10 protein-coding genes, 1 pseudogene and 1 CRISPR repeat array are annotated in these 21,114 nt (G+C 67.9%); of the genes and pseudogenes, 6 read left to right on the top strand and 5 right to left on the bottom strand.

The annotated features are described in order from the left end of the window. Positions 1-141: 141 nt before the first annotated feature. From GGD89_RS18025 to GGD89_RS18005, 5 genes and pseudogenes are all read left to right on the top strand, one after another. Positions 142-369 (top strand): annotated as a pseudogene (locus GGD89_RS18025) (integrase core domain-containing protein); the annotation flags it as partial. Positions 370-848: 479 nt separating this feature from the next. After that, positions 849-2,420, top strand: a complete 1,572-nt coding sequence (locus GGD89_RS18020) for a hypothetical protein (protein ID WP_184048384.1) — start codon at positions 849-851, stop codon at positions 2,418-2,420. A 155-nt stretch (positions 2,421-2,575) separates the two neighbouring features. Further along, positions 2,576-3,193 (top strand): TetR/AcrR family transcriptional regulator, encoded by a 618-nt coding sequence (locus tag GGD89_RS18015; RefSeq protein WP_184048381.1) that lies wholly within the window; start codon positions 2,576-2,578, stop codon positions 3,191-3,193. Continuing rightward, entirely contained in the window at positions 3,160-3,624 is a 465-nt protein-coding gene (locus GGD89_RS18010; protein WP_184048378.1) for a methyltransferase family protein, read from the top strand. Before GGD89_RS18015 ends, GGD89_RS18010 begins: the two co-directional genes overlap by 34 nt. A 119-nt stretch (positions 3,625-3,743) precedes the next feature. Further along, positions 3,744-7,364 (top strand): hydantoinase B/oxoprolinase family protein, encoded by a 3,621-nt coding sequence (locus GGD89_RS18005; RefSeq protein ID WP_184048375.1) that lies wholly within the window; start codon positions 3,744-3,746, stop codon positions 7,362-7,364. Positions 7,365-7,389: 25 nt separating this feature from the next. On the opposite strand, the gene GGD89_RS18000 is transcribed toward GGD89_RS18005, so the two are convergent. From GGD89_RS18000 to GGD89_RS17980, 5 genes are all read right to left on the bottom strand, one after another. Beyond that, a complete protein-coding gene (locus tag GGD89_RS18000) occupies positions 7,390-8,745 on the bottom strand; it encodes a TRAP transporter large permease subunit (RefSeq protein WP_184048372.1) in 1,356 nt (451 codons plus the stop codon). A gap of 77 nt (positions 8,746-8,822) precedes the next feature. Next, on the bottom strand, positions 8,823-9,422 hold the full coding sequence (locus GGD89_RS17995; protein WP_184048369.1) for a TRAP transporter small permease subunit: 600 nt from the start codon (positions 9,420-9,422) through the stop codon (positions 8,823-8,825). Positions 9,423-9,591: 169 nt separating this feature from the next. Next, on the bottom strand, positions 9,592-10,701 hold the full coding sequence (locus tag GGD89_RS17990) for a TRAP transporter substrate-binding protein (protein ID WP_184048366.1): 1,110 nt from the start codon (positions 10,699-10,701) through the stop codon (positions 9,592-9,594). 359 nt (positions 10,702-11,060) lie between these two features. Further along, positions 11,061-12,254, bottom strand: coding sequence for an acyl-CoA dehydrogenase family protein (locus tag GGD89_RS17985; protein ID WP_184048363.1), 1,194 nt, complete (start codon positions 12,252-12,254; stop codon positions 11,061-11,063). A gap of 45 nt (positions 12,255-12,299) precedes the next feature. Beyond that, positions 12,300-14,138, bottom strand: coding sequence for a GGDEF domain-containing protein (locus tag GGD89_RS17980; RefSeq protein WP_184048360.1), 1,839 nt, complete (start codon positions 14,136-14,138; stop codon positions 12,300-12,302). Positions 14,139-14,943: 805 nt separating this feature from the next. Further along, positions 14,944-19,120: direct repeats of the CRISPR family, unit length 37 nt; unit sequence GGTTCCCGGGGCGGAAACGCCCCGGCCTCATTGAAGC. A 306-nt stretch (positions 19,121-19,426) separates the two neighbouring features. Here GGD89_RS17980 and pap point away from each other — a divergent pair. Further along, the gene (gene pap / locus GGD89_RS17975; RefSeq protein WP_184048358.1) at positions 19,427-20,950 is read left to right on the top strand and encodes a polyphosphate:AMP phosphotransferase; all 1,524 of its coding nucleotides are present in this window, start codon (positions 19,427-19,429) and stop codon (positions 20,948-20,950) included. Positions 20,951-21,114 lie beyond the last annotated feature (164 nt).

Below are 21,114 nucleotides of genomic sequence, written 5' to 3'. Positions count from 1 at the left end.
GCCCGACCAACAGCCCGCCAGGGTCCGCCGCTCTCGACTGTCCTGGTTCACACGAGGTCTCCGCCGCCTGACCATCTGCGCCGTCAAAGCAACACGGCCACCGCCCCTCTGGAGCGCATGGCAAACTGAACTCATGCTGAGGACAGCACCGACAACGCCCTGGCCGAGACCGTCAATGGCCTCTACAAGGCCGAGGTCATCAACCCGCGCGGCCCCTGGTCCGGCGTACGGGCCGTCGAACTCGCCACCCTGGAATGGGTGCATTGGTTCAACACCCGGCGCCTACTGGGACCGATCGGAAGCATCCCGCCCGCCGAGGCCGAGACCCGCTACTATGAGACCGTGCGGGAGGTCAAACGGGCGGCGTAGGACTCAAATAAACCAGCCTCCGGCAAACCCGGGGCGGTTCACTTGCCTTGCGCCCGCCGGGAGTCGGGGATATCGCTCAAGGCCGCCAGGAGATGGGGAGACGGAACCATGGCACCCTCCATCGAAAAGGTGCCCACCATGAGATTCACAGATTCCCCATCCCTGGTAGATTCGTTTCCATACGCACCCGACACAGATGACTCGTCCTACGAAAGCTCATGCCCGCCCGCGCCAGAACTGAACAGCCCTGCCCGGAGCCCAGACCGGGAAAAGCCTCTTTTGCTTTACTCGCAAATAAGGCATTAAATGGAAGTATTGCCCTGGAATGCTCGTCCGACTGACCTGAAGCATCCTGGGTCTGGCGCTTGACACGCAAGAGCGCGGATTCATATTCTACCGGCCGATCCCGTCCTCGCGCGCCGTGACACGCCCGCTCATGACAGACAAGAGACCACAGACAACAGAACAATGATGGTGCCATGAAGCGGGAGTCCATCAACGAGAAGGTCCTGGAACTGCTCGGCCGCTTCTCGTCGGTGGATGTCGATGCCCTGATGGCCGACGTCGCCCATGTCAACGCCGACGCGATCATGCAGTCCGGCGTCCTGGTCGACGGCAGGGGCGCGGTTCAACTGGGCCAGATCGGCGTGATGGAGGCGTTGCTAACGCTCGCGCTGGGTGGCAAGCCCAGCATCTCCCTGCCGCGCAAGATGGACCCGGTGCGCGACGCGTTGATCCTGTTCCTCAAGCTGAACAACACCAACGCCTTCCGGTACAGGCCGGAAGACACCCCGGAGACGTGGGCGTTCCGCATCCTCGACATGCTGTTCCTGCGCTTCGCGGAGACCAAGGCGCTCACCATCCGCGATCGCCTGGTGCTGTTGCGGGTATCCGAGAACGCGCTGTGGCAGGCGGCCTTCAGCGTCGCCCTGCAACTCTACCTCCAGACCGCCAGCCAGGGCGCCCAGTTCATCCGCTCGGTCGACAAGCCGGCGATGGGCGCCGCGGCCACCGCCTTCAAGTCGGCCGTGGAGATCCGGCGCGCCCGCATCCCCAAGGTGAAGTACGGCAATCCGCTGGCGGGGTTCAAGGAGGTCACGGAGTACTCGATCGGTCAGTACTTCGAGGGCACCGATCTCAATGACGCCATGAGCCAGTCGCTCGTGCAGGCGCAGCTTGGCACGGCGGGTGAAGGCGGCAAGTCCCGGTTCGAGGCGTTCCTCAGGGAAAACAAGATCACCGAAAGCATGTTCCCGACCACCGTGACCCAGTTGTACACACAGGTCGGCCAGTCCATCCAGTTCCAGCCCACCGAGGAGGAGGTCTCCAACGCCCTCTACGCCTTCGCCAAGCTGCAGAACCAGCAGAAGAAGATCGAGCGGGTGTTCGCCAACTTCGCCGAGGCCGCCCTTCCGGTGGCGGCGAAGTGTGCCCGGCTCATGTCCTTCACGGGACTGGAGGTGAGCGAGGCGGCCGGCCTGATCACCCGCTGGATGCGCGAGACGCGGGCGTTGAACGATATTCGTCACGCCGATATCCGCACCCACGTCGAGGCGGTGCTGGACGGCATGCCCGCCGACGACCGCGCCTATCTCAATGCCTTCCGCCAGGGCCGCACCTTGTCCGGCAACATCGGCGACAAGGAGTTGCAGGTCTATGTCCAGGGCCGGGTCAAGCTGCTGGGCATGAATGCCGTCAACCGCAAGATGCGGCGCGTCGAAGACGCCGTGACCAGCCAGATGGACGCCGCCGAGATCTTCGTCGTGCGTCCCGGCAAGGCCATTCTCAAGGACGTGACCTTCGGGGTCGAGGAGTTCTTCCGAACCCTGCGGTCGGTGTTCCGCGACATTTTCGAGGCCAGCGACAAGGCGCGCCAGATGCAGGTTCGCAAGCTGGATGAGTTCAACAAGAAGTACGGCCCGCTGTCGACCGTGGTCCTGCTGGTGCCACGCCGTCCCGAGACACCGACCGGGGCCTGGATCGAACAGGCTCGCAAGCGGTTGAACACCGTCCCGCAGTACGTCTACGAAAAAAGCCCGATCGAGTCCTGAGTCGTCGGTCAGACGAGCAGGGTCTCCGCGCGCCCGGGCCGCCCATCGGCGGCACGAGCCAGGACACACCCACCACGCGGATGATCGCCCATCCAGGGTTTGACTATTGACCGACGGTCATTTAAAAATGACCCATGGTCAATAGGAGATCTCCCATGGCTCGACGCCGCCTGACTCCAAGCCAACGCCGAGACGAGCTTCTGGAAGCCGCCGACCTGCTGTTGCAGGCATGCGGCACGGCGCTTCGCGTGGAAGACATCACCACCGCCGCCGGGGCGGCCAAGGGCACCTTCTACACCTGCTTCAAGACCTGGGACGACCTGCTGGTGGCGGTGCGCGACCGGCGCCTGGCGATGCTCGAACAGCGCCTCACCCCGCTTCTGGACCCCACCGCGTCCCATGACTGGCCGCCGCTGCTGCCCCGGGTGGCCGAGGTCCTGGTCGCCTTCATCCTCGACCTGGGCAAGCTGCACGACGTGCTGTTCCACAGCACCTTTCCCCTCACACATCCATTGCCGCCGGAGGCCGAGCCGGCCACCCGTTTCGCGGCCCTCCTCCGCGCCGGGCAGGCGGCCGGGGCCTACGTCGACCTGGACCCGGAGCCCACCGGCGCGCTGATCTTCGCCATGATTCATGAAACGGCCGACACCATCGCCGCCGGCGCCAATTACGACCGCGCCATGCGCGCGCTGACGACGGCCCTGAACCGCCTTGTTCTCGACCCTCAAGGAGACCTCCCATGTCGCGGCACGGCCCAAGACGCCCCCTGCTGATCCCGCCCCGTCTGTTCTATCTCGCCCTGATCACCATGGCCGTGAGCGCCGTCCTGCTGCCGGGACCCGTTCTGCTCGACGCTCCCTGGCACTGGCTCGGGGCGCCGCCGGTCATCCTGGGGGCCTGGCTGACCCTCTCCGGGGGCTATCGCTTCCACCGCACCGGCACCAACATCCAGACCTTCAACACCCCCACCCATCTGCACACGGATGGTCTGTTCCGGTGGAGCCGCAACCCCATGTACCTGGGGTTCGCGCTGATGACGGCCGGCGCCGCCCTGCTGTTCGGGACGCTGACGCCCTTGTTGCTGGCTGTCCTGTTCGCCGTCATCTGCGATCGCTGGTACATCCGCTTCGAGGAGCGTGCCATGCAGGCCGCCTTCGGCGATGCCTACGCGGCGTACCGCCAGCGCACGCGGCGATGGGTTTGAGGACGGTGGATCACCAGGAGGATTGGCGCGGCTTCGCGTCCCGTTGCCAATCCGCCCCCGGGCAGGCTAAGCCGGAGGGGTCGTAGAGCAAGACCTCGCCGCTTTCGGAGCCCGCGCCCATGCCGTCCGCCGCCCCCGACCGCACGCCGTCCCCCGCCGATCGTTGGCGCATCTGGATCGACCGGGGCGGCACCTTCACCGACCTGGTGGCCCGGCGGCCGGACGGCGCCCTGGTAACCCACAAGCTGCTGTCGGAAAACCCGGAGCGGTACGCCGACGCCGCCCTTCAGGGCATTCGCGACCTGCTGGGCCTGGGCGCGGCCGATCCCATCCCCGCCGATCGTGTCGAGGCGGTCAAGATGGGCACCACGGTGGCCACCAACGCATTGCTGGAGCGCACCGGCGACCGCCTGGTGCTGGTGACCGCACGGGGCTTCGGCGATGCCTTGCGCATCGGCACCCAACACCGGCCGGACCTGTTCGCGCGCGAGATCGTGCTGCCGGAGATGCTCTATGAGCGCGTCGTGGAGGTCCCCGGGCGGGTCACCGCCGAGGGCACGGAGATCACGCCCCTGGACGAGGCCGCCGCCCGCGCCAGCCTGCAAGACGCCTTCAATGCCGGCCTGCGCGCCTGCGCCATCGTCTTCCCCCACGCGGACCGCTTCCCCGACCACGAGGCCCGACTCGCCGCGATCGCCGTCGAGGTCGGCTTCACCCAGGTCTCCGCCAGCCACCGGGTCAGCCCGCTCATGAAGCTGGTCGGGCGCGGCGACACCACGGTGGTGGACGCCTACCTGTCGCCCATCCTGCGCCGTTACGTGGACCGGGTCTCCGCCGACCTGGGACACACCCGCCTGATGTTCATGCAGTCCAACGGCGGCCTGACCGACGCCGGGCTGTTCCAGGGCAAGGACGCCATCCTGTCGGGACCGGCCGGCGGCGTGGTGGGGATGGCGCGCACGGCCGAGTGGGCCGGGTTCACCAAGCTGATCGGCTTCGACATGGGCGGCACCTCGACCGACGTGTCGCACTATGACGGCGCCTTCGAACGCACCTTTGACACCCGCGTGGCCGGGGTGCGGGTGCAGGCGCCCATGATGCTGATCCACACCGTGGCGGCGGGGGGCGGCTCCATCCTGCATTACGACGGCGCCCGCTTCCGCGTCGGCCCGGACAGCGCCGGAGCCACCCCCGGCCCGGCCTGCTACCGGCGCGGCGGACCGCTCACGGTCACCGACTGCAACGTGATGCTGGGCAAGCTCCAGCCCGACCACTTCCCGCGTGTGTTCGGCCCCCGGGCCGACCAGCCCCTGGACGCCGAGGCCGCGCGCGCCGGCTTCGCCGCCCTCGCCGCGCGCATCGGCGACGGCCGCGCGGCCGAGGACGTGGCCGAGGGCTTCCTGCGCATCGCCGTGGAGAACATGGCCAACGCCATCAAGACCATCTCCATCCAGCGCGGCTACGACGTCACCGAATACGCCCTGGTCTGCTTCGGGGGCGCCGGCGGGCAGCACGCCTGCCTGGTGGCCGACGCGCTGGGGATGACCACGGTGGTCCTGCATCCCTTCGCGGGCGTGTTGTCGGCCTACGGCATGGGGCTTGCCGACGTGCGGGTCCTGAGCGAGCGCACGGTCGAGGTCCCCCTGGACGACGCCGGCGTGGCACTGGCGGTCGACGTGCTGGACGACCTGGCCACGGCGGCCCGCGCCGACCTGGACCGCCAGGGCCTGGACGGTACCGCCGCCACCGTCCTGCGGCGGGCGTTGCTGCGGGTCCAGGGCTCCGACACGCCCCTGGAGGTGCCGGTCGGCTCGGTCGAGGCCATGGCCACCGCCTTCGCAACCGCGCACAAGGCCCGCTTCGGGTTCGTGCTCGACAAGCCGGTGGTGATCGCCGCCGTCTCCGCCGAGGCCATCGCCGCCAGCGGCGAGACCGAGGCGGTGGCGCCGACCGCGCCCCCACGCGCCGGCCCGCCGGAGCCCCTGGCCCGCGCGCGCCTGTATGGCGAGGGCCGCTGGCGCGAGACCCCGGTGCTGGACCGCCAGCCCCTGCGCCCCGGGGATGTCGTGCCGGGGCCGGCCCTGCTGGTCGAGCCCACCGGCACCATCGTTGTCGAGCCCGGTTGGCGCGCCGCCGTCGGCCCCACCGGAACCGTGGTCCTGACCCGCGCCGAGGCCCGCCCCCGGCGGGTCGCGCTGGGCACCCAGGCCGACCCGGTGATGCTGGAGGTGTTCAACAACCTGGTCATGAACATCGCCGAGCAGATGGGCGCCACCCTTCAGAACACCGCCCATTCGGTGAACATCAAGGAACGGCTGGACTTCTCCTGCGCCGTGTTCGACGCCGCCGGCAACCTGATCGCCAACGCGCCACACATGCCGGTGCACCTGGGCTCCATGAGCGAGTCCGTGCGCGCTGTCCGGGCGGCGCACGCGGGCGCCCTCCGCCCGGGCGACGTGTACGTGACCAATGCCCCCTACAACGGCGGAACCCACCTGCCCGACGTGACCGTGGTCACCCCGGTGTTCGACGACGCGGGGGCGGAGGTCCTGTTTTTCGTGGGTTCGCGAGGCCATCACGCCGACATCGGCGGCATCACCCCCGGGTCCATGCCGCCGCATTCGACCCATGTGGACCAGGAAGGCGTCTTGCTGGACGCCGTGCCGCTGGTGGATGCCGCCCATGGCCTGCGCGAGGCCGAGATAACCACGCTGCTGACCGGCGGGCGCTATCCGGCGCGCAACCCAGCCCAAAATCTGGCCGATCTCCAGGCCCAGATCGCCGCCAACGAAAAGGGCGTGCGCGAGTTGCGGCGCATGGTCGGCCACTTCGGCCTGGATGTGGTCACGGCCTACATGGGCCACGTCCAGGACAACGCCGAGGAAACCGTGCGCCGGGTGCTGGACGTGCTCGACGACGGCGCCTTCACGGTGGAGATGGACGACGGCGCGCGCATCCGGGTGGCCATCACCCTGGACAAGGCCGCCCGCCAGGCCACCGTGGATTTCACCGGCACGGATCCCCAGCAGGCGGGCAACTTCAACGCGCCCCGCGCCGTCACCCGGGCGGCGGTGCTCTATGTGTTCCGCACCCTGGTGGACGAACCCATCCCCATGAACGAGGGCTGCCTCGCGCCCATCGACATCCGCGTGCCCGACGGGTGCCTGCTGAGCCCCACCCACCCGGCTGCCGTGGTCGCCGGCAACGTGGAGACCAGCCAAGCCGTGGTGGATTGCCTTTATGGCGCGCTGGGGATCATGGCCGCGTCCCAGGGCACCATGAACAACCTGACCTTCGGCAACGATCGCCACCAGTACTACGAGACCCTCTGCGGCGGCGCCGGCGCCGCCGCCACCTTCGACGGTGCCTCGGCCGTGCACACCCATATGACCAACAGCCGGCTCACCGACCCGGAGGTGCTGGAAAGCCGCTTCCCGGTGCTGGTGGACGCGTTCCACGTGCGGCGCGGCTCCGGTGGCGCGGGCCAGCACCGGGGCGGGGATGGTGTGGTGCGCCGGCTGGTGTTCCGCGAGGCCATGACCGTGGCCATCCTGGCCAACCGCCGCCGTGTGCCGCCCTTCGGGATGGCCGGCGGGGCTGACGGCGCCCCCGGCAGGACCCGGATCGAGCGCGCCGACGGCACCGTCGAGGACCTGGGGTCGACCGGCTCCGCCGAGGTCGGCCCGGGTGACGCGGTGGTGATCGAGACGCCGGGGGGCGGCGGGTACGGGGCACCTTGACGGCCCCCGACCTCGCCCCCCGCCCTCAGTACATCTGCTCGGGCAGCCACAGCACGATATCCTGGAACTGGAACACCAGCAGGATCCCGATCAACTGGAGAATCACGAAGGGCACCACGCCCTTGTAGATGTGCCCGATGGTAATGCCCGGCGGCGCCACCCCCTTCAGATAGAAGATCGAGAAGCCCACCGGCGGGGTCAGGAAGCTGGTCTGCAGGGTCGTGGCGAACAGCACCGTGAACCACACCAGATCGAAGCCCAGGGCGTCCACCACCGGCGCCACCAGCGGCAGGATGATCAGGCTGATCTCCAGCCAGTCCAGGAAGAAGCCGGCGATGAAGGCGATGAACAGGATGGTCGCCACCACCCCCCAGGGCGGAAACGGCAGGCCCTCCAGCAGGCCGCCGATGAACTCGTCGCCGCCCAGCGAGCGCATCACAAGCGCGAAGGCGGTGGCCCCCAGGAAAATCCCGAAGATGAAGGCCGTGGTCAGCATGGTTTCGCGGCAGACCCGGCGCAGCACCTCGACCGTCAGGCGGCCGTTGGCGGCGGCGAGCAGGGTCGCGCCCAGGGCGCCGATGCCCGACGCCTCGGTGGGGGTGGCGATGCCGAAGAAGATCGAGCCCAGCACCGCCAGGATCAGCAGCATCGGCGGCACCACCGCCAGCACCACGCCCAGCACGTCGCGCCAGGTGACGGTGCCGGTGGCGTCGGGGGCCGGCGCCATGTCGGGCCGGACCAAGGCCAGGATGACCACGTAACCCACGTACAGGCCGCCCAGGATCAAGCCGGGAAACACCGCGCCCATGAACAGGTCGCCCACCGGGAGCGACAGCTGGTCGGCCATGATGACCAGCATGATGGACGGCGGGATCAGGATGCCGAGCGTCCCCGACGAGGCCACGACGCCGGTCGCCAGGCTCTTGTCGTAGCGGGCCTGGAGCATGGGTGGCAGCGCCAGCATGGACAGCAGCACCACCGAGGCGCCGACGATGCCGGTGGACGCCGCCAACAGCACGCCGATGACGATCACCGTCAGCGCCAGGCCGCCGCGCAGGCCGCCGAACAGCTTGGTGAAGTTGACCATCAGCCGGTCGGCGACACCGGAGCGGTCGAGCATCAAGCCCATGAACACGAACATGGGCAGGGCCACCAGGACCCAGTTCTGCATCTGCGCCCAGATGCGATCGACGATGATGGCGAAGTCGTTCCATTCGTCGAGGAAGTAGGTGTCGACGCCGAACCAGTTCAGCAGGATCAGGCTCAGCAACAGAAACAGGAAGGAGATCCCCCCCAGCACCCAGGCCAGCGGGAAGCCGGTGAAGATCGTGGCCATGAAACTGGCCAGCAGCAGGATGACGATGATTTCGTATTCGAACACGATGCTTCTCCGTCGGGGGGTCTCCCGCGGGTGATTTCACCCGATGCCCGTTCGTCCTGGTGGGGGCCGTCCGGACATCAGAGCGCCCGGGGCCGGCCGAACAACAGCGCGGTACACCGCAAGGTGCGCGACAGGGCCGCCAGGAAGATCAAGGCGAACCCCCAGATGATGAAGGACTTGAGAATCCAGGTGTACGGCAGCCCACCGGGCGACGGAGAGCCCTCGTTCAGGGTGATCGACGTGAGCACGTAGGGCACGGCCTCGACCAGGATAGCCACCGAGAACGGCAGCAGCAGCACCAGCATGCCGGTCAGTTCGACCCAGGCCCGGGTGCGCATCGACCAGCGCTCGGCCAGGGCGTCCACCCGCACATGACGGTCGTAGGTGAGCGCGTAACTGAGCCCGAGAATGAAGCCAATGGCGTAGAAATAAAGTTGCAGCTCTTCCAGCCACACCGTGGCGCGGCCGAACACGTAGCGCAGGGTGACGTTGGCGATGATGCCGATGATCAGCGCCACCCAGATCCACGATGCCATATGCCCGATCCGAAGGATGAACCGGTCGATGACGTTGGAGATCCGGGTGCGCGGCAGCAGGCGATCCCGGGGCAGGCCGTGGTCGTCCAGGGGCTCGCCGTTTGGTCTGGGCGAGCCGGCGCCAGGGGGCGTGTGGCTCATGAGACGGGTCCTTGGTGGAAAGGAAAAAGGAACGCCCACATCCCGGCCCCGGCCCCGATCCACCGTGGGGTGGCGCGAGCCATGCCGACACACCAACGCGCCGGCCCCCGACGGATGAGGGAGCCGGCGCGCCGCGTGACCCAAGGGGGTTCGTCGGGCGGTTCTCTGCTTACTGACCGGAAACGCGGGTGGCCCAGTCGTTGGGCATGTAGCCCAGGTCACGCCACGCCTGGTGTTCTTGCTGGAACGCCTTCATGGCTCCCCAGACCCGGGCGAAGCCCTCATCCTTGGCGGAGAACTCGGCCATGACCTCGTCGGTCTTGGCCTGCAGTTCCATGAGGATGTCCTCGGGCAGGCGCACGGCGGTGACGTCATGTTCCTCGGTGAAGGTATTGAGGACGGCGCCCTGCAGACCCTCGGCGCGCGCGATCGACTTGGCGACGCCGGCGGTGCAGGCGGTGCGCAGGATGGTCTGCTGCGTCTCGTCGAGGCCGTTCCACTTGTCGAGATTGACGTAAAGGTACTGACTGGTGGACTGCTGATGCCAGCCCGGCAGGTGGTAGAACTTGGCCACCTTGTAGAACCCAAGCTGCTCGTCCACGGTGGGCATGGAGAACTCGGTGGCGTCGATGACGCCCTTGTCCAGGGCATCGAACAACTCCGACGCCGGCAACACGGTCACCTCGGCGCCCATCTTTTGCAGGACCTGGCCGCCCATGCCGGCGAAGCGGATGCGCAACCCCTGGACCTGATCCAGGTTCTCCAGCGGGAAGGTGAACCACCCGGCGGCCTCCGGACTGACAATGCCGCACAGGATGGGCATCACGTTGTGCGGCTCGTAAAGCTCTTCCATCATCTGCTGGCCGCCGTTCTCCAGCATGAAGGCCGCCATTTCCCAAGGGGTCAGGCCGAACGGCTGACCACCGAAAAGGACCGAGGCCGGCAGCTTGCCGATCTCGTAGCCGGCCCAGACGTATCCCGAGTCCAGCTTGCCCTGGGACACGGCATCGAACACCTCGGTGCCTTTCACCAGCTTGCCGGGCTCGAACACCTGCAAGGTCATGGTGCCGCCGGACATGGCGTTGACCTGCTCGGCCATCCAGGGGGCGGTGTCGGCCAGGGCCTTCAGGGTCGAGGGAAAGCTCATGGCCATCTGCCAGCGCACCCGGTCGGCGGCGGTGGCCGGGTTGGCGATGGCGGTCACGGCCAGCGTCGCGGCGACGGCCGCGACGCCACTCAGGCGTGTGATGGGGTGGGTCAGGGTCTTGAGGGTGCTCATGGGTGACGGTCCTCCCTGGATGTCGTCAACAGTGTGCCCCGTGCCTCGGGGGATTGAAGGGGGCCGGCTTCGATGAAGCGGCCCCGCGCCGGTTCTCGGCCCGTGTTGATCCGGGCCTTGTCGGTGGCGCGGTCGATGGCGAAGGGGTGTCCGGGCGGCGCCGAAAACCCCTCCACCGAGAGGTGAATCGCCCGCCATTTCCGATCATGGGCGTCGCCTTTTCAAGTTCTTTTTTCGCCTCCCGGAACGGACCGGGTCGACACAGAGGGCCAGACGAGCGCGCGCCCCCATCGCGACACGCGAGACTCCGGAGATCTGCCCGTGTAGACGACACCCTCCGGGGTGCGCCCCGGGGCTCATCAGAACGAGCGCGGCAGGCCCAGCACGTGCTCGGCGACGTAGGACAGGATGAGGTTGGTGGAGATGGGCGCCACCTGGTACAGGCGGGTCTCGCGGAATTTGCGCTCCACGTCATAGTCCTCGGCGAAGCCATAGCCACCGTGGGTCTGCAGGCACATATCGGCGGCCTGCCACGAAGCCTTGGCCGCCAGATGCTTGGCCATGTTGGCCTCGGCGCCGATGCGCCGGCCGGCGTCGAACAGGCGCGCCGCCTTGCGGACCATCAGGTCGGCCGCCTCGGTGGCGATATGGGCCTCGGCGATCGGGAACTGGATGCCCTGGTTCTGGCCGATGGGCCGGCCGAACACCGACCGCTCGCCGGCATAGGCGCGCGCCTGGTCGACGAACCAGCGGGCGTCGCCGATGCACTCGGCGGCGATCAGCACCCGCTCGGCGTTCATGCCGTCCAGGATGACGCGGAACCCCTGCCCTTCCTCGCCGATCAGGCTGTCCGCCGGCACCCGCAGGCCATCAAAGAACACCTCGGTGGTGGCGTGGTTCAGCATGGTGCGGATGGGCCGGATGACGAGCTGATCGCGCGGGGCCGCGCGCATGTCCACCACGAACACCGACAGGCCATCGCCCTTGCGCGTGACCGCCTCGCGGGGGGTGGTGCGGGCCAGCAGCAGCATCAGGTCCGAGTGCTCGGCCCGCGAGGTCCAGACCTTCTGGCCGGTGACGACATAGGCGTCACCGTCGCGCCGCGCCGTGGTGCGCAGCGCCAGGGTATCGGTGCCGCTGGTGGGCTCGGTAACGCCAAACGCCTGCAGCCGCACCCGGCCGGCGGCGATGTCCGGCAGCCAGCGCCGTTTCTGATCCTCGGAGCCATGCCGCAGGATCGCGCCCATGGTGTACATCTGCGCGTGACAGGCGGCGCCATTGCCGCCCGAATGGTGGATTTCGTCCAGGATGGCGACCGCCTGAGCCAGACCGAGACCGCTGCCGCCATGGCAGTCCGGGATCAACGCGGCCAGATAGCCCGCCTCGGTCAGCGCGTCGACGAACTCCGTGGGGTAGGCCCGGGCGCGGTCCTTGTCCCGCCAGTAGGATCCCGGGAACCGCGCACACAGGGCGCGAACGCCCTCGCGGATGGCGCGCGTATCGGCATCGTCGTCCAGCCCGGTGACGGGGCCGGCGTCGTCGGCATCGATCATGGGAAGCCCCACGCCAGCAACAAGAACAGCCACACCCGGCACCCGTTATCCGGACGCCAGCGTCTCGCCATCAGTGTAGCAGGCCGAGGCGATCTTGTCCGGCGCCGCCTTGGCCGCCTTTTTCAACCCGGCGATCACACCGGCGATCTCGTCGGCGGTCCGCACCGCATGGCCCCGCGACAACTGAACGACGGCGGCGGACGCGGACAACAGCGGCAACTTCCGCTCGACCCCCTCCCGATCCCTGGCGACGATATAGCCCCGCCGGCGGCTCTCCTCGTCGTAGAAGCTCTCCACGTCACGCTCGAACGTGCGCACCATGGAGGTGATCAGGTCCACGGCCTGATCGTAGCGGAACGCGCGGAGACCGACGAAGAAGTCGTCCCCGCCGACGTGCCCGACGAACACATCGCCGCGCGGCAGTTGCTTCCGCAGGAGTTCGGCGAACAGGGTGATGGCGCGATCCCCCTGGCGATAGCCGTATTTGTCATTGAACGGCTTGAAGTTGTCGAAATCCAGATAGACCATGATGTATTTCGAATTCACATCCTGAAGACACTCGGCGATGTACTCGTTGATCATGGTATTGCCGGGAAGCTTGCTCAACGGATTCTGGTCCCGGGCCAGCGCCAGATTTTTCTCGTTGATCACCCGCAGCAGCGACTGCGCGGACATGAAGCCGATGTACTTGCGCTCGCTGACGATCAGGATGCACTCGGCGCCATCCGATCCGGAGAAGACCTCCAGGACCTTCTCCGCCTTGGTGTTCACGTCCGCGACCGGGCATATGGCCACGAACGCGTCCAGGGTGCGCCCCAGGGCGCGGTTGCTGAGCAACTCCTTGCCGTACAGGCTGTAGGTATACTCCTTGAGGTCCAGTTCGCGGATGATGCCGACCGGTTCACCGACCGCGTCGACCACGGGAAAGAAGTTCTGGTCCTTCTCGTGGCGAAACCGCTCGAACACCGCCGCCATGCTGGTGCCCATCAGGATGGGGTCGACGCGCTGAGTCTTCGCGGCGATGAGGGCCGCGTCGCTGTTCAGGCGGCGCTGGTCCGCGTGGTTGAGGGCCCGCACGGCCTCCTGGTCCATGGGAACCTGAGCGGGATCCGCGACGCGCCCCCCGATCAGGGGCCCCTGGACATAGTCACAGCCGGCATGGCGCATGACCTGGTAGTCCTCGACCGTGGCAACGCCCCCGGCCACCATCTGGATACCCATCAGGTGCGTCATGTTGGCCAGCGCGTTCAGCATCAGCTTGCGATCGCGGTCCCCGGCGACATCCTGGACAAAGAACCGGTCCAGCGTGACGAAGTCCGGGCGCACGACCCGCAGCAGCGGCAGGCTGGCGTATCCGGCGCCGAAGTTCCCCAGCGCCAGGCGCCCGGACAGGCCGCGCAGCACCGACACGGCCCGCTCCACCCGGCCGCGTGCGGCGCCGGTCGCGTCCTGGAGGGTCTCGGCCATGCGGAAGGCCAGGCGCTCGGAAATCTCGGGCACCACGGCATTGGCCGGAACGCCGTGCGCGGCCAGCACGGGGCGAAGGGCCTCCACGATCGCCTCCGCCTGCCCCAGCAGGCGCGCGTCCAGGTTCAGGAACAGCTTGACGTTGGCCCGGTCTGGCATGCGCGCGAACACGGCGACCGCCGCCGCATGGGCACGCGCCTCCACCTCCGCGAGACGGCTGTCGCGGCGCGGCGGATCCGCCGGATCGCCGGCGGCGGCGCAATCAAGCAGGTCGTGGGCGGAGGCGAAGCCAAGGTCCGTCGCGTTGCCGATCACCGCCTCGACACCCAGGGTCCGCCCCGAGTGCACACCGACGATCGGTTCCAGGACCATGTGCAGGCGCGGGATGATCTCCGACCACCCCATCGACCGGGCCATCTCTCCCCCCTCGATGCGCGGCGCCAACGGCCCGAACGTGACTCGCGGTCGAAACCACACGGCGTCCCGTCCGATAGGCACGGACGGCGCGACGACGCTGCCACGGGACGGGCGACTGGCGCTCATGCGCGCGGCGTCCCATGCCTTGGCTCGGCCCGGCTCGACCCGGCAGGAGTCCCCATGCCTTGCACGGGTATTTCCTCACCAGGCATCAAGATGGCGAAAGCGCGAGGTGCCGTCAATCAACCAATGGACCGTATGTCGTTCTTCCAGGACTCCCATGCCGCCAGGTCAGTCACTGATGGACGGTATGAGCCGGTGGCGAGAAATTGGACAATTTTGTTACAATAGCGATACTATGACTTGACTTGGACCCTTCCCGAGACTCCCTCTGGAACGCCCCGGGCGACCGCCATCACCGGCCCGGGTTACACCGACTCCACACGCGGACGCCGACCTACCCGCATTGGCCGAACCGGAGCCGAAACCGGGGCGCCGCGGGCCGGCATGGCCGCGTGTGCGAGACCGGGGCAAGACCGTCCCGGCGGTGGAACGCACACCGATTATCATGTAGTCTTCGCCAGGAAGACGCTCGGGGATCCGCCGCCGGGGGCCTGCGAGCGCTGCTGCGGCGACATCGACTCGCGGAGCGCTCGATTCCGATGTTTGCCATTGTGAATCAAGACGGTTATGCTGGCGCATCGGGTCGACGGAGGCTCGTACGGACGCCACGGACCCCCCCGACAGCGCCAGCGCTCGAAAAAACGGCCGGACTGTCTGGACTCACAAAGGGTTGTGGCCCGGCTGTTCCCGGGGCGGAAACGCCCCGGCCTCATTGAAGCCCGGATGGCCCGGGCGACCTCGTACAGCGCGGGCCGAGTTCCCGGGGCGGAAACGCCCCGGCCTCATTGAAGCGGCCCGAGACCAGGCGCCCGGGGAGATCCTTCGGGACGTTCCCGGGGCGGAAACGCCCCGGCCTCATTGAAGCGCCAAAGAATACTCGACCTCCCCTCCTCCGCCTTCGGCGGGTTCCCGGGGCGGAAACGCCCCGGCCTCATTGAAGCTCTTCCTCGGCTCCTGACCCGGTGACGGGCGCGGCCCGTTCCCGGGGCGGAAACGCCCCGGCCTCATTGAAGCATACCGAGTGTGTTCCCCTACCGGAAGAACAGACGTGGGTTCCCGGGGCGGAAACGCCCCGGCCTCATTGAAGCCGGCCGCCGCCAGGGCGCCCCCAGCCAACGCCAGGGAGGTTCCCGGGGCGGAAACGCCCCGGCCTCATTGAAGCCCTGGTAAACCTGCATTTCAGACCGGCCGGCGTCGACCGTTCCCGGGGCGGAAACGCCCCGGCCTCATTGAAGCATACGTTCTTCCGTACGTGACGGTTAGCCCCAACGGCGTTCCCGGGGCGGAAACGCCCCGGCCTCATTGAAGCGCCCAGCTTCGCGATCCGGTGGTCCAGGTCGGCCGCCAGGTTCCCGGGGCGGAAACGCCCCGGCCTCATTGAAGCGCCGCGCGCCAGGGGGTGCGCGACGGGCGCTACACGCGGTTCCCGGGGCGGAAACGCCCCGGCCTCATTGAAGCTACTGTTTGAGGCGCCGGGACCTCTCCGTCTTCTGGGAAGGTTCCCGGGGCGGAAACGCCCCGGCCTCATTGAAGCACGATCGGAAACCCTCGTTCGCCTTAATGAGAGCGACGTTCCCGGGGCGGAAACGCCCCGGCCTCATTGAAGCGCCCCAGGGCCTGGCCGATGGACTGGGATTCCCCGATGTTCCCGGGGCGGAAACGCCCCGGCCTCATTGAAGCGACGCTCGTATTCGGGCCGCCGAGGTTCGCCTTTCCGTTCCCGGGGCGGAAACGCCCCGGCCTCATTGAAGCCCGGCTCGACGAGGCTCGGTATCACGGCGACCCGTGTGGTTCCCGGGGCGGAAACGCCCCGGCCTCATTGAAGCCCATCTACGCGAATTCGGAGCTCATCCGGGCGTGGCTGGTTCCCGGGGCGGAAACGCCCCGGCCTCATTGAAGCCCTCGGACATGCGCGCTGGGTTCCAGAAATGGACAGGGTTCCCGGGGCGGAAACGCCCCGGCCTCATTGAAGCTCCAGGCCGACCAGCCGACCCACCGCCGCGTGGCCACGGTTCCCGGGGCGGAAACGCCCCGGCCTCATTGAAGCCAGTCCTTTGGGATAGGCGAGCGCGCCAATCGCAGCCGGGTTCCCGGGGCGGAAACGCCCCGGCCTCATTGAAGCAATATAACTTGGTCAGATGATGTTAAATTAAAGAATCGGTTCCCGGGGCGGAAACGCCCCGGCCTCATTGAAGCCAGCCCGGGAACGCCTGTAGACGCTGACGCGGTGTTGGTTCCCGGGGCGGAAACGCCCCGGCCTCATTGAAGCCATGGCCAGCGCCGCGTCAACCGCCACCGACCGCCCTGTTCCCGGGGCGGAAACGCCCCGGCCTCATTGAAGCCGGGTCGGACAGATTGAGCCAATGCCGTTGTTCCAGCGCGGTTCCCGGGGCGGAAACGCCCCGGCCTCATTGAAGCGCCGATTATGGCGCCTATGACGCCTACAAGGCCGAGGAGGTTCCCGGGGCGGAAACGCCCCGGCCTCATTGAAGCGAGGGGTGGCGGGGCGACCGTGTGACGGCCGCATGCGGGGTTCCCGGGGCGGAAACGCCCCGGCCTCATTGAAGCCGCTTCGGGGGAGACTGTCGACGTCAAGTTGCTGACCGGTTCCCGGGGCGGAAACGCCCCGGCCTCATTGAAGCGCGACCGGGATTTCGATCGCCGAGGCCGAACAGTTCATGTTCCCGGGGCGGAAACGCCCCGGCCTCATTGAAGCCAGAGACCTCGGACAGGGCGTACACTACCCAGACGCGGTTCCCGGGGCGGAAACGCCCCGGCCTCATTGAAGCCCCGAAGTAGCGGCTGTCGAAGGACCCCAGCGCCTCGTTCCCGGGGCGGAAACGCCCCGGCCTCATTGAAGCGATCAGGGGCACCGGGCCACGAAGCTCGGTCTGCTCGGGTTCCCGGGGCGGAAACGCCCCGGCCTCATTGAAGCCTGCCCGATGGCAGCAGCAGCGACTGGGCGAAATGGGGGTTCCCGGGGCGGAAACGCCCCGGCCTCATTGAAGCCACGAAAGCCTCGGACACCATCCCGGAAGCCCGGAGGTTCCCGGGGCGGAAACGCCCCGGCCTCATTGAAGCCCGATCCGGTGACGGGCGCGGCCCTGGTCGTCACCGTCGGTTCCCGGGGCGGAAACGCCCCGGCCTCATTGAAGCGCGGTCGACGTAATCGGCCGAACACAGTCTTTCTCGGGGTTCCCGGGGCGGAAACGCCCCGGCCTCATTGAAGCCCTCAGGTGGATGGTGCCCCCGAGGGGCTGACGGCTGAGGTTCCCGGGGCGGAAACGCCCCGGCCTCATTGAAGCGTCATTGTGCATCCTCCCGTCCGGTCACTATCCGAAGGTTCCCGGGGCGGAAACGCCCCGGCCTCATTGAAGCGTTAGCGCACCAGCATCGCGCGCCCGCAACCACACGGTTCCCGGGGCGGAAACGCCCCGGCCTCATTGAAGCGGCGGCCGATGCCTTGCCGGTCCACCAGGCCCGCGCATGGTTCCCGGGGCGGAAACGCCCCGGCCTCATTGAAGCCCATCCGGACCCACTGTTTCTGCGTGTTCAGCCCCTCGTGGTTCCCGGGGCGGAAACGCCCCGGCCTCATTGAAGCCACCATGTCCACGCGTGGCTCGGTCGAGGCCGGGGCGGTTCCCGGGGCGGAAACGCCCCGGCCTCATTGAAGCGACCTGGTGTACCGGTTCTATCCGGGGACGGAGACTCAAGGTTCCCGGGGCGGAAACGCCCCGGCCTCATTGAAGCCAACTCGGCCCGGTTGGCTTCGATGGTCTCGCGGATGGTTCCCGGGGCGGAAACGCCCCGGCCTCATTGAAGCTTTGTGTGGTGGGTACACGCGTCCGGTGAGGAGGCCGGGTTCCCGGGGCGGAAACGCCCCGGCCTCATTGAAGCGGCCTTGCGGTCGCCGGTCACCAACATCCAGTCGGGAGGTTCCCGGGGCGGAAACGCCCCGGCCTCATTGAAGCGCGCCATAGGCGAGGGTCCCGTTCACCTCGTAGCTGTCGCCAGGTTCCCGGGGCGGAAACGCCCCGGCCTCATTGAAGCGATCGTGAGCGCCGGCTGCGCCAACTGCTACGCCATGGGTTCCCGGGGCGGAAACGCCCCGGCCTCATTGAAGCGATGCGGTGCCCGACATTCATGAACCGGAGCCCAAGGAGTTCCCGGGGCGGAAACGCCCCGGCCTCATTGAAGCGCTCACTCCGAGCTACGAGGCCTGGCGGGAAAAGCCGGGTTCCCGGGGCGGAAACGCCCCGGCCTCATTGAAGCTGAGATTGTGAGGCAGACGGGGCTAAGCCCTTGATCCCGGTTCCCGGGGCGGAAACGCCCCGGCCTCATTGAAGCTCAGGGCCGAGTCTGGTACATCCACCGAGCGCTCTAGGTTCCCGGGGCGGAAACGCCCCGGCCTCATTGAAGCTGCCGCCAGGGCACGGATGTAGCCCTCCTGGCTCCGGGTTCCCGGGGCGGAAACGCCCCGGCCTCATTGAAGCGAACGGCTGGAGGCCGAGGTCGCCAGGGCGGACGAGGGTTCCCGGGGCGGAAACGCCCCGGCCTCATTGAAGCCCCGGGTCTGGGTGAGCCGATCACCGCCGATGCCTGGTTCCCGGGGCGGAAACGCCCCGGCCTCATTGAAGCTTTCCAGGTCACGATACCGGCCCCGGCTGTAGCGCGGGTTCCCGGGGCGGAAACGCCCCGGCCTCATTGAAGCGTGCAGGGCCTGGACGGGGCCTGGGCACCCCTCCCGCGGTTCCCGGGGCGGAAACGCCCCGGCCTCATTGAAGCGACACCACCTCGTCCTCGACCGACGTCGTGGCGTCGAGGTTCCCGGGGCGGAAACGCCCCGGCCTCATCGAGGGTCTCTCCCCCCGTCATGGCGACGGTCGGGAGGACTCGACGGCGACGGGAGCGCCCCGTCGCCATGATCGCCGCGCATGACAGCGCCATGACATGGGCGTAGGCTGTCTCGTGGGAATCTGGAGGTGGTCCGGACCGGGCCGGGGTCCGGATCAGGGATGGCCTTGCACCGGCGGCGGATGCCTGTGACTCATCCGCCCTGGGCGCCTTGCCGGTGTCCCATCTCACGAAGACAGACACCGCGAAGCGGTGCTGGGCCGCACCGGTCATGGTCGATGATCGCTGGTACTGAGTCGGGAGGCCGCCCCGTGTTTCGCACCGCCGAACTGGGCCGCAAGGTCAGCAAGGAAGAGTTCGAACGCCAGAAGGAGCCGCTGCGCATCGAGTTGCTGGAGTTGCAGCAACGGCTGCGCGAGCTGGACATGCCGGTGATCCTGGTGTTCGCCGGTGTCGAGGGCGCCGGCAAGAGCGAGAGCATGAACCTGCTCAACGCCTGGCTGGATCCGCGCTGGATCGTCACCCGCGCCTATGGGGCGCCCTCGGACGAGGAGCGCGAGCGCCCCGAGTACTGGCGCTTCTGGCGCGACCTGCCGCCCAAGGGACGGATCGGGCAGTTCCTGTCGTCCTGGTACTCGCGGCCGTTCATGGACTACGCCACCGGCACCATCGACGAGGGCGCCTTCGACGATCAACTGAACCAGGTCATCGCCTTCGAGAAAACACTGGCCGATGATGGCGCCCTGATCATCAAGTTCTGGATGCACCTCAGCAAGACGGCGCAGAAGGCGCGCCTCAAGGCGCTGGAAAAAAACCCGCTGGAAAGCTGGCGGGTGACCAAGCGGGACTGGCGCCACTGGGAGATGTACGGCTCCTTCATGCGCGCCGCCGAGCACCTGATCGCCCGCACCTCCACCGGCGAGGCCCGCTGGGTGATCGTCGAGGGGGAGGATCACCGCTACCGCTCCCTCACGGTGCTGTGCACCCTGCGCGACGCCCTGCGCCATCACATCGAGCGCGACGCCCAGCGGCGCGCCGTGACCGCCGCCATCGCCCCCGACAGGGCCCCGGTGGCGGCCGATGTGGTGCCGGCGCCCGTGGTGACCGGCCTGCCCACGGTGCTCGACACCCTGGACATGACTCAGAGCCTGCCCAAGGCCGTCTACCGGAAGACCCTGTCCACCGAGCAAGGCCGGCTCGCGGTGCTGCACCGCCAGGCGCAGACCAAGGGCATCTCGACGGTGCTGGTGTTCGAGGGCTGGGACGCCGCCGGCAAGGGCGGCTCCGTGCGCCGCCTCACCCACGCCCTGGACGCCCGTCAGGTCCAGGTGATCCCGGTGGCCGCGCCGACCGACGAGGAACGGGCGCAACACTATCTCTGGCGCTTCTGGCGCCAGTTGGGCCGCGCCGGCCGCGTCACCGTGTTCGACCGCTCGTGGTATGGCCGCGTGCTGGTGGAACGGGTGGAACGCTTCGCCGAGGAAGACGAGTGGCGCCGCGCCTACGCCGAGATCCGGTCCTTCGAGGAGCAACTGGCGCGGCACGGGATCGTGCTGTGCAAGTTCTGGCTGCACATCACCAAAGACGAGCAACTCTCCCGTTTCCAGGCCCGCGAGGACTCGCCCTTCAAGAGCTGGAAGCTGACGGACGAGGACTGGCGCAACCGCGAACGGTGGGAGGATTACACCCACGCCGTCAACGAGATGGTCGAGCGCACCAGCACCCACGACACCCCCTGGACCCTGGTGGAGGCCAACGACAAGCGCTTCGCCCGGGTGAAGGTGGTCAAGACCGTGGCCGACAGGCTGGAACAGAGGTTGGGGGAGACTCCCTAGTGCAGCGACGCATTCAAGGGAGTCTCCCTTTAATGAAAACGTCGCCGCACAAAGCATCGTTTCTAGTGAGCTAGAGTAATCCGAGATCAAGTTGGGCCATAGCCGGAATGCCGCATATAGCTGCTGCACTCTGTTGGCATAACTTTGTCGAGCGCTTCTTTCAG

Source organism: Roseospira visakhapatnamensis, assembly GCF_014197915.1.
GTDB classification, from domain to species: Bacteria; Pseudomonadota; Alphaproteobacteria; order Rhodospirillales; family Rhodospirillaceae; genus Rhodospira; species Rhodospira visakhapatnamensis.
This window is presented reverse-complemented; position numbering and strand designations above follow the sequence as displayed.

Coding starts and splice junctions, on each gene's coding strand:
- GGD89_RS18020 (WP_184048384.1), top strand. CDS start 849: ATGAAGCGGGAGTCCATCAACGAGAAGGTCCTGGAACTGCTCGGCCGC.
- GGD89_RS18015 (WP_184048381.1), top strand. CDS start 2,576: ATGGCTCGACGCCGCCTGACTCCAAGCCAACGCCGAGACGAGCTTCTG.
- GGD89_RS18010 (WP_184048378.1), top strand. CDS start 3,160: ATGTCGCGGCACGGCCCAAGACGCCCCCTGCTGATCCCGCCCCGTCTG.
- GGD89_RS18005 (WP_184048375.1), top strand. CDS start 3,744: ATGCCGTCCGCCGCCCCCGACCGCACGCCGTCCCCCGCCGATCGTTGG.
- GGD89_RS17995 (WP_184048369.1), bottom strand. CDS start 9,422: ATGAGCCACACGCCCCCTGGCGCCGGCTCGCCCAGACCAAACGGCGAG.
- GGD89_RS17990 (WP_184048366.1), bottom strand. CDS start 10,701: ATGAGCACCCTCAAGACCCTGACCCACCCCATCACACGCCTGAGTGGC.
- GGD89_RS17985 (WP_184048363.1), bottom strand. CDS start 12,254: ATGATCGATGCCGACGACGCCGGCCCCGTCACCGGGCTGGACGACGAT.
- GGD89_RS17980 (WP_184048360.1), bottom strand. CDS start 14,138: ATGGCCCGGTCGATGGGGTGGTCGGAGATCATCCCGCGCCTGCACATG.